Raw genomic sequence first — 12246 nt, 5'->3', positions numbered from 1 at the left:
ATTGGGTATGAAAATGCATAAAAAACAAAAAAGCTTGTAGAAAAAACATGGTTTTCTCTACAAGCTGACCGAAGCTTACGCTTCGGTTTTTCTATTCGGCGGAAGCGGCGTTTTTAAAACGGTCGAGCGCGATTTTCATTTCTCTCCGCAGTACGCGTTCAACCCGCCATTGCTCCATATTTTCTGTTTTGGCAATGATTCTGATCACCATTTCTGACGAGCTTAAATCCTGAACCCCGATGACGTCCGGCCCTTCCTTAATCTGCGGGAGCTCAGCGGCTGCTTTGTCACACGCGGTTTGCAGGATTTGAATGGTTTCATCAAGATTTTTTTCAAACGGCACTTTAATATCGACAAGCGCCTGCATCGTTCCGCGGGAATGGTTGCTCACATTCGTAATGCCCCGGTTGGGAAGATAGTGAAGCGTGCCGTCAAAGCTCCGGATTTGCGTCGTACGGAGACCGACCTGCTCGACAATGCCGCTGTAGCCGGCAACCGTAATATAATCGCCGACGTCGATCTGTTTTTCCAAAAGGATAAAAAATCCGGTGACGATGTCACTGACAAGCCCCTGAGCCCCAAAGCCGACTGCGAGACCGACCACACCGGCGCCGGCAATGAGAGCGCTCGGATTGTAGTGAAATAAATCCAAAATCATTACGATAAAAACGAAAATCAGGATGTATCCATATACATTAAGCGCGAGGCTTCGCAAAGTATAAGCGCGGCCTGTGGAGAGGTTGTTTTGTTGCTCGAATTTCTGAAACAGATGCTTGATCAGCTTTTTTCCTGCCGCCCGGAAAATAAAGTACGCTAAAATAATAAGAGCCAGCTTTATGATGAAAATCCCGGCAGATGTGAGAAGCCCGGCCCAGTCAAAGTGTTTTAAATCAATCATAGTGATGTCTTCCTTTCAAGTCTATTGCGGAAAAAGCTAAAAGTGATATACCCGTTTTTAAAATAAGATAAACCTTTTAATAGAAACCAGTTATTTCATTTATGATTTGTTCATATTGCCCGGTTTCAATATCATCATTTTTGTGAAGATATGAACTAAGGAATCGCCACACTCATTTTAACATGGTGATTCAGCCAAATCATAACCTTTGGAGGGAAAACAGGAGAACGTTGCCCGGCGGAACTGAAAGCCCCGGCAAAAAACCTTTTTCATAAGGAGGGAAATAAGATGAAATTACGTCAGCAAATGCCTGAATTGACAGGCGCTAAAGCATGGATTAACAGAGAAGTCACGAAGGAACAGCTGGTCGGCGGAAAGCCGGCACTGATTCACTTCTGGTCCGCCAGCTGCCGCATGTGTAAAGAAGCGATGCCTGAGATGAACGAATTTCGTGATAAATATAAAGATCAGCTGAATGTGGTGGCCGTTCACATGCCCCGTTCCGAAGACGATCTTGACCTTGAGAAAATCAAGGAAACAGCGGCTGAACACGATATCTCTCAGCCGATTTACGTCGACAGCGATCATACGCTGACTGAAGCATTTGAAAATGAATATGTGCCGGCTTATTACCTTTTCGATAAAACCGGACAGCTCCGCCATTTTCAAGCGGGAGGAGGCGGGATGAAAATGCTTGAAAAACGCGTCAGCCGAGTACTTTTAGAAACGGAGCAGGCTTCTGAGTAATCGGGACAATCTCCGCCGGACTATTGTCTCGGTTCTGCAAACCCTTTGCCGTTTAGGTAACAGGTTTTTTTTGTGCTTACTGGATAAAAAATTCCAATATGGCATGTGCGGCTTTAAAATAAGAGAAACAGCCGTAAACACGCTGTACCGCTTGTTTATCGATATCATTATCTTTTACATATTATAGTCGAAAATTGTAGATATCACGCTAATTTTCATTAAACAAGTAATTTCAAGTTATATTTTGAAATGGTTGAATAAATTGGAACTTTGTCCAGAATCCCCTATATGATAAGGGATTTTTGTATATAAAGTACCATTTTCAGAAAATAAGCAATTTTTCATAGAGTAAATAAAATAGTAAAATGATAAAATAATAGTTGATAAAATTACTTTTGTAATCTAATATCTTAATAAAAGCGTTTAAATTTTTGACAGGGGGTTTTACACATGTTTAATGAAAGAGAAGCGCTGCGCTTACGTTTAGAACAATTGAACGAAGCAGAGGTAAAAGTCATTCGTGAATATCAAATAGAACGTGATAAAATATATGCAAAACTGAGAGAATTAGACAATACAGGCAGCCTGTCCGATACAAAAAAAGAGTTTCGTCCGGAGAAAAAAAGTGACTCTCTCCCGGTGCTTGCAGAGCTTGCAGCACAGGAAATGAGAAGCTATCAAAAGCCGCAGGCACAGCCTCAATCCTCCCAGCCGCAGATGCAGTCTATTACGTCTCTTCCTGCCGGCATTCCAGACGGTTCTACAAGAAGAAGAAGAGGGACGGCGAGACCGGGATCAAAAGCGGCAAAACTGCGCGAAGCAGCGATTAAAACATTGAAACGCCACAATGCAGCGATTAAAAGTTCCGAACTGCAAAAGGAAATTGAAAAGGAAAGCGGCCTTGAAATTCCTAATATGACAACATTTATGCAAAGCTTAATTAAAATGTATCCGGAAGTGAAAAAACCATACCGCGGCCAATATATTCTTGAGGGAGAAATTTCTCAGGAAACAGCAGAAACGGCAAATGATACGGCAAATGATACGGCTGCTGAATAAAACAGTAAAAACTGCTTGCGTTACTCAAGCAGTTTTTTTGCGCTTTCCCGCTTATTCTGCGGAAGTGACGCATCTTTTCCAGGCTTTTTTTCAAGCTTGACGACATATTTTTGGAAAGGCTTTTCGCCGTCAGCACGTTCTTTCAACGCATCCAGTTTTTCATCAAACGACTGATCGCGGGACTCTGATTGTACAAATTGTTTTTGCAGGGAGATGACTTGTTCGGTAACGGCTTTAAGCAAGTCTTCTGCCTGAACAGTCTCTTTGGAAACAGAAGGGATTTCCAGAGCTTGTTCCGCCGGTTCCGCCGTGCGGCTGTCAATATCAGCAAAATGGCCGGCAATCCAAGCATCACTTTCGTCCAGCTGCCGTTTATACGAAAGAATGGTTTCTTGAAATAACTTTTCTTTCGTTTTTTCTATTTCTACAAGCCGTTCTTTTGTTTCTAGTATTCGATCTCTCATATGATTAATTTCTATTTTAATATGTTTAAGCTGGTATTCTTTTTCTATCATTTGTGTTTGGAGCCGGGTATTTTCGTCTGCAGCGGCATGATAACGCTGTTTCATATCTTCGTGAGATGTCCGTTCAGTTTGAATGGCGGTCTCAAGTGAGCGGATGCGGGTATGTAAGTTTTTATTTTCTTCTTCAAATTTTACATTTGTAAGATGCAGACGGTGCTTTTCTTCCATCTCATTTTTCCGCCGAAACGTTTCCTGCTGAAGCAGTTCTTGCAGAATGACGATTTTATCGAGCAGCCCGGCTCTGATATCATGCAAAGAACGTTCCGTGTCACTTGTCTGTTTGTGTTTTTGAGCCATGGCTTCCAATTCGTCAGAAAGCTTGTGAAGCCGCTCTTTAATATTGGCGTTTTCCTCCTGAAGCTTATTATTTTTTTGATGGAAGTAGCTTGCTTCAAATTCTGAAATTAATTTTCTGCATCTGGAAAGTTCGGATTTCAAGTAAAGGTTCTCTTGAGAAGTGTCGTGGAAAAACGGACCGGATATTTTCATAAGAACCATCTCCCTCATGATGTTAACACTACAATATGGGAAAGGATCAACGGCTATTCCTCTTAATTAAACAGACAAGCACCGTAATATTGTATTTCGGCTGAGGCGTTTGCTATGCTTTTATATAGAATGGGAGAGAGATGACATGAAACGGGTGAATGTAATATTAGCAGGGGGAGCTTCCCGAAGATTCGGAGAACCGAAAGCTTTTGCAAAGTGGAAGGGCGGCATGTTTTATGAACAGGCGAAAAAAGCCTTCGGCGGCGGAGAAACGGTAATTATCAGCCGCCCTGAGCATATAAAAAAGTTCTTATCAAACAGAGAGCGGCATGTTTTGGCCGATGAGCCGCGGTTTCGGGGAATGGGCCCGCTGGCCGGCATATATACGGCAATGAAACAAACGGAAGGCGAAACATATACGGTCATATCCTGTGACACGCCGCTCGTGACAAGAAAAACGATGGCGGCGCTTGAAATGAAGCTGACCGGAAACCTGGACGCTGTCATACCGGTTTGTAAAAACAGAGAGCAGCCCCTCTTGGCGGTTTACCATAAACGGGTGCAGGATGTGCTTTTTGATCAGCTGACACAAAACAAACTGAAAATGACAGACACGCTGAAACGGCTGTCTGTCTGTTATGTGCAGGCTGAAGACATCGGCGCCGGGCCGGAGGAGTTCGCTAATATCAACACACAGGATGATTACACCAGACTTTTGGCGCATGTCGAGTCTTCAAATCAGGACTGATCGGGAAGAAACATGGTATGATGGAAATAAAAATGCAAGGGGACAACACAGATGGAAGAGCGCTATTCGCGGCAGACAAGATTTAAGCCGATAGGGGAAAAAGGGCAGCAGGCGCTGGCTGACAGCAGTGTCCTGATTGTCGGAGCCGGAGCCCTCGGAACAGCCGCGGCAGAGGGTTTGGCAAGAGCCGGAGCGGGCCGTATGGCGATTATTGACCGGGATTATGTGGAATGGAGCAATTTACAAAGACAGCAGCTGTATACAGAAGAAGACGCGAGACAGCGCCTGCCGAAAGCAATGGCGGCCAAGGCGCGTCTTTTGGCGGTAAACAGTGATATACATATCGATGCTTACGCGGCGGAAGGTACGGCGGAAACGCTCGAACCGCTGATCGAACAAGCGGATTGCATCGTGGATGCGACAGATAATTTTGAAACGAGAATGGTCATCAATGATCTGGCGCTGAAAACGAAAACACCTTGGATTTACGGTGCCTGTGTCAGCAGTCAGGGAATGTGCATGACGATTATTCCGGGGGTTACGCCGTGTTTATCCTGCCTGTTTGAGCAAATGCCCGTGGGCGGAGCGACATGTGATACAGCAGGCATCATACCTCCGGCGGTTCATATCGTCTCCGCTTATCAGCAGGCTGAGGCGCTGAAATTGCTGACAGGAAATCATGCGGCGGTAAATCGGCGCTTTTTCACGTTTGACGTGTGGAATAACACCAATATGAGCATAAATGTGGATCAGATCAAACGGGATCATTGCCCTTCCTGCGGCGCGGAGCCCGTATATCCGTATCTGCAGCCTGAAAACAGGCCGAAAGCAAGCGTGCTGTGCGGAAGAGACACCGTTCAAATCAGATCGGAAGCCTTAAAGAGGCTGGATAAAGAAGAGCTTGTCAAACGTCTGAAGCAGATCGGTAAAGTGGAAGCAAATGAATTTCTGCTGCACATGGCGTATGAGCGCTTCAGAATCGTTATTTTTCAGGACGGACGGGCTTTGATTCACGGTACAAACGATATAAAAGAAGCAAATTCAGTTCTGGCCAGGGTGATCGGACTGTAGGAAGGGGAGATATTGCTATGCTTGAAAAAAGAACGCCGATTCAGGTGGACGAAGCAGTCCGCCGGGTGAGCCGGTATAAAAAACAGGGGGATACCGAATGGGTGGCGCTTGAGGACAGTCTCCACCGCTATTTGGCGGAGGATGTTAAGGCGGATCATGATGTGCCGGCCTTTAACCGTTCCCCGTATGACGGGTTTGCCATCAGGGCGAGCGATTCAAAAACGGCTTCCCGTGACAATGCCGTCACCTTTGAAGTCATTGACCATATCGGGGCCGGCGCCGTGTCAGAAAAAGAACTCGGGCCTTATGAAGCGGTCCGCATTATGACGGGGGCGCAGATTCCAAAAGGCGCGGATGCCGTAGTGATGCTTGAGCTGACAAAAACGTTTTCTGAAAACGGGACGAATTACATGTCAGTGAAACGCCCTTTCCATGCGGGCGATAATATTTCATATCAAGGAGAAGATGCGAAAAAGGGCAGCTCGCTATTAAAAAAAGGGACGAAAATCACGCCGGGCGTAACCGCTCTTTTAGCAACCTTCGGCTATGCTTCCGTTCCCGTGGTCAGAAAGCCGGTTGTCGGCATTATCGCAACGGGAACCGAGCTTCTTCATGTCAGCGATCCGCTTGAGCCGGGGAAAATCCGCAACAGCAACGCTGCGATGGTGTATGCCCAGGTCATTGAAGCGGGCGCGGTGCCGCTGAACTTAGGGAAAATTTCCGATGATTTTGATGACAGCTATGATGCGGTGAAGGAAGCTATGAAAAAAGTTGATTTTCTGATCACGACCGGCGGCGTGTCAGTCGGCGATTTTGATTTTCTTCCAGACATTTATAATAAGCTCGGAGCGGAAGTTCTTTTTAACAAAGTGGCGATGCGCCCGGGGAGCGTGACAACTGTCGCCCGGGCCGATGACATGCTGCTGTTCGGCCTTTCAGGCAATCCGTCCGCATGTTATGTCGGATTCACCCTGTTTGTCAAACCGATGATTCAGACGTGGCTTCTGAATGAAAAACCTCATTCCGGATGGGCGGAAGCCGTGTTAACAAACGACTTTCCGAAACCGAATCCGTTTACGAGATTTGTGAGGGCATTTGTTTATCATAAGGACGGAAAGATGATGGCGTCACCGGTCGGTCTCGACAAATCAAGCTCAGTCACATCTCTAGCCGAAGCAAACGCGTTTATCCTTCTGCCGGGAGGAACGAGGGGATATGAAGCGGGCCGGACGGTTCACGTGCTCCTCATCCGTGATGAGAATGGAAGTGAATGGCCGTGGTCAATTCTTTCCCGATCGTCCAGATCGTAGGTTTTCAAAACAGCGGTAAAACAACGTTTATTGAACGTGTGCTGAAAGCGGCGCCGAAAGAGTGCGATATTGGATGTTTAAAACATCACGGACACGGCGGAGAACCGGAACCTTTTTCTGACGGAAAAGACTCGGAGCGTTTTTCAAAAGCCGGGGCCGCGGTTACGGGAGTAGAAGGGGATGGCGTCCTGCAGCTTACGGCGCGAAAAAAATGGGATCTGGCGGGTTTGATCAGTCTGTATGAATGTCTGGGAATTGACGGTCTTCTCATAGAGGGATTTAAACATGCGCCGCATCCGAAAATCATTATGATCAAAGACAGCGAAGATTGGCAAAAGCTGAAGCATTTGGAGCGCGTGATCGCGGTTGTCAGCAGAAATACGGAGCATATGCCGGCAGATGCAGGCATGCCCGTATTCCATGCGGACGATCCGGCTGCCATGATGTTTGTGCTTTCGCAGCTGAAAGGGGAATCTGCATAAATGGAACGTTTTCAAATTACAAGGGAACCTATCATTGCGGAAAATATCGTAAAAAAAGTTGAAAAGCGTGAAGCCGGCGCCATCACAACGTTTATCGGCACGGTCAGAGAGTGGACTGCCGGACGGCGGACGGTGCGTCTCGAATATGAAGCGTATGAACCGATGGCTGTTCAAATGCTTTCTCAAATCGGCGATGAAATCAGCGCGAAATGGGAAGGAGCCGAAGCTGCAATCACTCACCGTGTCGGCGTCCTTGATATCGGAGAAGCAGCGGTCGTAATCGCCGTGTCTTCACCGCACAGAAAGGCGGCATATGAGGCGAATGAATATGCAATTGAACGGATAAAACAGATTGTGCCGATATGGAAAAAAGAAATCTGGGAAGACGGCGAAGAATGGATAGGCGATCAGCTGGAAACAACGCCCTATCCGAACGGAAAACCGGATTTGGATAAAGGGGAATCGCGATGATTAAAGTATTATTGTTTGCCGGGCTTGCGGAGCAGGCGGGAACACCGGTCATTGAACTTGACGAAAAAGAGACGGCGGCGTCTGCTGTAAAAACACTGTTAAAGGAACGGTACGGACTTCAGACGATTGACAATGCCATGATCGCAATCAATGAAACATATGTAAAAGACAACAGCATCGTAACAGAAGGTGATACCATTGCCTTTATCCCTCCTGTAAGCGGAGGGTGAAAGAGATCCGGATGTGCATCATTGCCATCCGGCTTTTTTGTATATAGGCGCTGAATTCCAGAGAATATTTAAATGGGATTTAAAGGGATTTGCGATTGAGCTGGTTTTGACTGCATGAATAGGCTGAAGACAGTGCCTTCACAAGGCTTTGAGCATCCCGTCGCACGGATCTGACAATGCTTTTTTTTACATAATTATGGAACGTAAAGCTGAGAATTTGTGTTACAATTTAGCATAAATACGCAAACGGCAAAAAAATTGAAACTTCTCTCAGCCTAAAGCGTACGTATAAACAGAATAATACATAGGAGGCATCAGCAATATGGAACCAAACCTGGAAAAAAGCAATACGGCAGTAACGGAAAAGCCGTCAATTTTCGGCGTCATTACAAGTCCTGTTGTGCAGTTTAAAAGATTAAAAGAAAAGCCGGTCATCGGCATTCCTCTCCTGATTGTCATCATTCTTATCGCGGCCGGCAGTATTTTGCGCGGGCTTGGGATGAATTATGAAGAAGTGCTGAACAGCTCATCTCTTGACGGTTTGACGGATGATCAGATTGAAATGACCAAAACCTTCGCTAAATTCGGCTCGATGTTCGGAGGAATCTTCGGGGGCATTATCGCTCTGTTTATCGTTCCGCTCATTTACTGGCTGTGCGTCAAAATTTCAGGCGGCGTGACAACTTACAAAAAAATGCTCTCACTCAGCCTGTTTACGGCATTTATTACCAATATCGGCTTAGTTATTAACGGTCTTGTCACTTATTTTACCGGTGCGGGCTCATTGTATGCCGTTACATCTTTGGCGAGTGTCATACCGGCCGGAGACGGCGTCGCGGTCTTTTTAAGCGCGTTCGACATTTTCAGCATCTGGAGCTATATTCTGCTCGCTTTGGGACTTCGCTATACAGGCGGCATTTCGAAAAAAGCGGCCTGGACTTCCGCGATTGTCCTGTTTGTTATTATGCTTTTAGTTTCGGCAGTCGGAGGACTGTTAAGTTCAGTGACAGCAGGTGTATAACATGAAAAAAATTTGGATCGGAATCGGCATCGCCGTAATTGTTGCAGTATTCATCGGTATCAATATTTATAAGTCTGCCGCTCCCGCGGGCGGCAGCGCCGGGAAAAAAATCGAAACCGGAACCATGGAAAACAGAGAAATCTCCTCTACGGTTATGGTTCCGGGAACACTTAAATTCTCTAAAGAACAGTATGTTTTTTATGAAGCGGATAAAGGAACTCTTGATAAAGTGAAAGTAAAAGAAGGCGACAAAGTAAAAAAAGGGTCGTCGTTAGTCACATATACAAATGAGCAGCTCAATCTTGATAAAGAACAAAATGAGTTGACAGAACAATCAAAACGGATGCAAATCGAACAAGTTGAAGAAAAACTCAGAGCATTAAACAGCAAGGAACAAGATCTGGCAAAACAAGTGGGAGAAGCGGAAGCCAAAAAACAAATTGAATCCGAACGGACTGATCTGCAGCTTCAGCAAAAAACGGCGGAAATCGAATTAAAGCAATCTGATTTGCAAAAGCAGTCTCTTGAAAATCAGGTGGCGAATCTCAATGTTAAGAGTGAGATGGACGGGACGGTAATCTCGGTAAATCAAGAAGCGGCTTCTAAAAAATCGGATATTCAAGAACCGGTTATACATATAGGAGACCCGGAACACCTGATCGTTGCCGGCAATTTGTCCGAATACGACACGCTGAAAGTGAAAAAGGGACAAAGCGTTACAATTACCTCAGACGCCATTCCAGGTAAAACGTGGAAAGGGAGAGTGGCGGCTGTCGGCCTCGTTCCTGATCAAAAGTCAAGCGCTGCTTCGGGGGAAAGCACGGAACAAGCCGTCCAGTATCCGTTTCAGGTTAAGCTGATCGGAAACCTTCCGGAAGGCAAACCGGGATTTAAATTAATTATGAACATTGAAACCGACAAACGGAAAGCCGATACGCTGCCGTCCTCCGCAGTCAAAAAAGACGGAGATGAGCACTGGGTCTTTACGGTAAAAGACGGGAAGGCCAAACGCGTGAAAGTTAAAGTCGGCGATACCGCAAATCAGCTTACGGAGATAAAAGAGGGGCTTTCAAAGGATGATAAAGTCATTCTGAATCCGGCTGACGGTTTGACTGACGGAACGGATGTGAAAGCATAGATGATTCAGCTTTCAAAGGTGAAAAAAAGCTATCAGATCGGCAAGGAGACGTTTGATGTTCTTCGTTCAATCGACTTGACGATTGAAGAAGGAGAATATGTGTCAATTATGGGACCGTCGGGATCGGGAAAATCTACGATCATGAATATCATCGGCTGTCTGGACAGACCGACGTCCGGCAGTTACAGGCTTGCGGGCGAAGATGTTTCTTCATGCACTGAAAAAGAGCTTGCGGCGGTCCGGAACAAATCAATCGGATTTGTCTTTCAGCAATTTCAGCTGCTGCCGCGATTGAATGCAAGAAAAAATGTCGAACTCCCCATGATCTACGCCGGTATCGGCAAAAAAGAGCGTGAGGAACGGGCTGAGCACGCGCTGGAAAAAGTCGGTTTGGCGGATCGGATGCGTCACATGCCGAATGAGCTGTCAGGCGGCCAGAAGCAGCGTGTCGCGATTGCAAGAGCCATTGTGAACGAACCGAAGCTCATTTTAGCTGATGAACCGACCGGCGCACTGGATACGAAAACAAGCATTTCCATTATGGAGCAGTTCACAGAGCTTAATGCAGAGGGCGTGACCGTGGTGCTCGTCACTCATGAGCCTGAAGTGGCGGACTGTACAAACAGAGTGATTTTCGTCCGTGACGGCATGATCGTTTCCCGCGATGCTGAGCAGAGGAGAGTGGGGGAATGAGCCTGTTAGAAAATCTCCGGATGGCCCTCAGTTCCGTAAGAGCTCACAAGCTGAGATCGATTCTGACAATGCTCGGAATCATTATCGGCGTCGGTTCAGTAATCGTTGTTGTGGCTGTCGGCCAGGGCGGAGAGCAAATGCTGAAGCAATCCATCAGCGGGCCGGGCAATACGATTGAATTGTTTTACATGCCCAGTGATGAAGAATTAACAGCCAATCCGAACGCCTTACAGGAAGCGAGTTTTACAGAAGAAGATATTAATGGATTAAAAGGAGTGGACGGCGTAAAGCAGGTTGTCGCTTCCGCGGTAAAATCCATGACGGCGCGTTACCATGAAGAAGACACGGATATTACGCTGAACGGCATTAACAGCGGCTACATGGACGTAAAAAAGCTGGACGTTCAAGATGGACGGACATTTACGGATAATGATTTTCTTTCCGGGAAAAGAGCAGGAATCATCTCGAAAAAAATGGCTGAAAAGCTGTTCGGGAAAACGTCTCCGGTCGGAAAAATCGTCTGGGCCGGCGGACAGCCCGTTGAAGTAATCGGCGTACTGAAAGAAGAGAGCGGCTTTTTATCGTTAGGACTCAGTGAAATGTATGTGCCGTTCAACATGCTGAAAACGTCTTTCGGTACTAACGACTACAGCAACGTTTCCGTTCAGACGGAGTCCGCTGATCAAATCAAATCAACAGGAAAAGAAGCGGCCCTTCTCTTAAATGACAATCACGATACAAAAGAGGCCTATCAAGTCATGAATATGGAAGAAATCGCGGCGGGAATCGGCCAGGTCACGACCGTCATGACGACGATCATCGGTTCGATCGCCGGTATTTCTCTCGTTGTCGGCGGGATCGGGGTCATGAATATTATGCTCGTATCAGTGACGGAACGGACAAGAGAAATCGGCATCCGCAAATCGCTCGGTGCCACGAGAGGACAGATTCTGACACAATTCTTAATTGAATCTGTTGTGCTTACATTAATCGGCGGCTTAATCGGAATCTGTCTCGGCTACGGGGGAGCATCACTCGTTTCCCTTATCGCAGGCTGGCCGTCGCTCGTTTCCTGGCAGGTGGTTTGTATCGGTGTGCTGTTCAGTATGCTGATCGGTGTCATTTTCGGCATGCTGCCCGCCAACAAAGCATCTCGCTTAGATCCGATTGAAGCGTTACGGTATGAATAATCGGCGCCCCATGCAGTCTGCATGGGGTTTTTTGTGTTTTAATGATTGAATGAATATAATAGACTTTTTTCATTTATGATAAAAAGAAAATGTCATACAATTGTCCCCCTTTTTGTCGAATTTACAGTTTACAAACCCTATGTACATACGTTAATATGAACAAATGTGAAAGATT

At 46.3% G+C, this 12246-nt stretch carries 14 protein-coding genes; 12 read left to right on the top strand and 2 right to left on the bottom strand.

Annotated elements, in window-relative coordinates:
* Positions 1-91: 91 nt before the first annotated feature.
* The gene (locus BZ167_RS02350; protein ID WP_060675394.1) at positions 92-898 is read right to left on the bottom strand and encodes a mechanosensitive ion channel family protein; all 807 of its coding nucleotides are present in this window, start codon (positions 896-898) and stop codon (positions 92-94) included.
* 288 nt (positions 899-1186) lie between these two features.
* On the opposite strand from BZ167_RS02350, the gene BZ167_RS02345 reads away from it, so the two are divergent.
* Together BZ167_RS02345 and rok are read left to right on the top strand one after the other, a co-directional pair.
* The gene (locus tag BZ167_RS02345; protein ID WP_060675395.1) at positions 1187-1645 is read left to right on the top strand and encodes a TlpA disulfide reductase family protein; all 459 of its coding nucleotides are present in this window, start codon (positions 1187-1189) and stop codon (positions 1643-1645) included.
* A 450-nt stretch (positions 1646-2095) separates the two neighbouring features.
* Positions 2096-2704, top strand: a complete 609-nt coding sequence (gene rok / locus BZ167_RS02340) for a transcriptional regulator Rok (RefSeq protein ID WP_060675396.1) — start codon at positions 2096-2098, stop codon at positions 2702-2704.
* A 20-nt stretch (positions 2705-2724) separates the two neighbouring features.
* Here the strand turns inward: rok and BZ167_RS02335 are convergent, their stop codons facing one another.
* The gene (locus BZ167_RS02335; protein ID WP_060675397.1) at positions 2725-3717 is read right to left on the bottom strand and encodes a coiled-coil domain-containing protein; all 993 of its coding nucleotides are present in this window, start codon (positions 3715-3717) and stop codon (positions 2725-2727) included.
* 145 nt (positions 3718-3862) lie between these two features.
* On the opposite strand from BZ167_RS02335, the gene BZ167_RS02330 reads away from it, so the two are divergent.
* The 10 genes from BZ167_RS02330 to BZ167_RS02285 all read left to right on the top strand — a co-directional run bounded on the left by BZ167_RS02330 (position 3863) and on the right by BZ167_RS02285 (position 12071).
* Positions 3863-4465, top strand: a complete 603-nt coding sequence (locus BZ167_RS02330) for a molybdenum cofactor guanylyltransferase (RefSeq protein WP_039251605.1) — start codon at positions 3863-3865, stop codon at positions 4463-4465.
* A 51-nt stretch (positions 4466-4516) separates the two neighbouring features.
* Entirely contained in the window at positions 4517-5536 is a 1020-nt protein-coding gene (locus tag BZ167_RS02325) for a molybdopterin-synthase adenylyltransferase MoeB (RefSeq protein ID WP_007611113.1), read from the top strand.
* A 17-nt stretch (positions 5537-5553) separates the two neighbouring features.
* Positions 5554-6846 (top strand): molybdopterin molybdotransferase MoeA, encoded by a 1293-nt coding sequence (locus BZ167_RS02320; protein WP_077391926.1) that lies wholly within the window; start codon positions 5554-5556, stop codon positions 6844-6846.
* Positions 6807-7328, top strand: coding sequence for a molybdopterin-guanine dinucleotide biosynthesis protein B (gene mobB, locus BZ167_RS02315; RefSeq protein WP_039063003.1), 522 nt, complete (start codon positions 6807-6809; stop codon positions 7326-7328). The genes BZ167_RS02320 and mobB overlap by 40 nt, the downstream gene beginning before the upstream one ends.
* Positions 7329-7799, top strand: coding sequence for a molybdenum cofactor biosynthesis protein MoaE (locus BZ167_RS02310; protein ID WP_007611116.1), 471 nt, complete (start codon positions 7329-7331; stop codon positions 7797-7799).
* Positions 7796-8029: a molybdopterin converting factor subunit 1 gene (gene moaD / locus BZ167_RS02305; protein WP_007409633.1), complete on the top strand. Its 234-nt coding sequence runs from the start codon at positions 7796-7798 to the stop codon at positions 8027-8029. Before BZ167_RS02310 ends, moaD begins: the two co-directional genes overlap by 4 nt.
* Positions 8030-8351: 322 nt before the next feature.
* The gene (locus BZ167_RS02300; RefSeq protein WP_015417378.1) at positions 8352-9050 is read left to right on the top strand and encodes a YknW family membrane protein; all 699 of its coding nucleotides are present in this window, start codon (positions 8352-8354) and stop codon (positions 9048-9050) included.
* 1 nt (position 9051) lies between these two features.
* A complete protein-coding gene (locus BZ167_RS02295) occupies positions 9052-10188 on the top strand; it encodes an efflux RND transporter periplasmic adaptor subunit (protein WP_012117453.1) in 1137 nt (378 codons plus the stop codon).
* Positions 10189-10881, top strand: coding sequence for an ABC transporter ATP-binding protein (locus BZ167_RS02290; protein WP_007409637.1), 693 nt, complete (start codon positions 10189-10191; stop codon positions 10879-10881). It begins immediately after the preceding gene.
* On the top strand, positions 10878-12071 hold the full coding sequence (locus BZ167_RS02285) for an ABC transporter permease (protein WP_062623325.1): 1194 nt from the start codon (positions 10878-10880) through the stop codon (positions 12069-12071). Before BZ167_RS02290 ends, BZ167_RS02285 begins: the two co-directional genes overlap by 4 nt.
* The last annotated feature ends 175 nt before the right edge of the window (positions 12072-12246 follow it).

It is taken from the genome of Bacillus sp. 275 (assembly GCF_001999205.1).
Lineage (GTDB): Bacteria > Bacillota > Bacilli > Bacillales > Bacillaceae > Bacillus > Bacillus velezensis.
The sequence above is the reverse complement of the archived record's forward strand: the minus strand, read 5'-3'. Positions and strand labels throughout refer to the sequence as shown.

Coding starts and splice junctions, on each gene's coding strand:
- BZ167_RS02300 (WP_015417378.1), top strand. CDS start 8,352: ATGGAACCAAACCTGGAAAAAAGCAATACGGCAGTAACGGAAAAGCCG.
- BZ167_RS02325 (WP_007611113.1), top strand. CDS start 4,517: ATGGAAGAGCGCTATTCGCGGCAGACAAGATTTAAGCCGATAGGGGAA.
- BZ167_RS02290 (WP_007409637.1), top strand. CDS start 10,189: ATGATTCAGCTTTCAAAGGTGAAAAAAAGCTATCAGATCGGCAAGGAG.
- moaD (WP_007409633.1), top strand. CDS start 7,796: ATGATTAAAGTATTATTGTTTGCCGGGCTTGCGGAGCAGGCGGGAACA.
- mobB (WP_039063003.1), top strand. CDS start 6,807: ATGGCCGTGGTCAATTCTTTCCCGATCGTCCAGATCGTAGGTTTTCAA.
- BZ167_RS02350 (WP_060675394.1), bottom strand. CDS start 898: ATGATTGATTTAAAACACTTTGACTGGGCCGGGCTTCTCACATCTGCC.
- BZ167_RS02320 (WP_077391926.1), top strand. CDS start 5,554: ATGCTTGAAAAAAGAACGCCGATTCAGGTGGACGAAGCAGTCCGCCGG.
- BZ167_RS02330 (WP_039251605.1), top strand. CDS start 3,863: ATGAAACGGGTGAATGTAATATTAGCAGGGGGAGCTTCCCGAAGATTC.
- BZ167_RS02295 (WP_012117453.1), top strand. CDS start 9,052: ATGAAAAAAATTTGGATCGGAATCGGCATCGCCGTAATTGTTGCAGTA.
- BZ167_RS02310 (WP_007611116.1), top strand. CDS start 7,329: ATGGAACGTTTTCAAATTACAAGGGAACCTATCATTGCGGAAAATATC.
- BZ167_RS02335 (WP_060675397.1), bottom strand. CDS start 3,717: ATGAAAATATCCGGTCCGTTTTTCCACGACACTTCTCAAGAGAACCTT.
- BZ167_RS02285 (WP_062623325.1), top strand. CDS start 10,878: ATGAGCCTGTTAGAAAATCTCCGGATGGCCCTCAGTTCCGTAAGAGCT.
- BZ167_RS02345 (WP_060675395.1), top strand. CDS start 1,187: ATGAAATTACGTCAGCAAATGCCTGAATTGACAGGCGCTAAAGCATGG.
- rok (WP_060675396.1), top strand. CDS start 2,096: ATGTTTAATGAAAGAGAAGCGCTGCGCTTACGTTTAGAACAATTGAAC.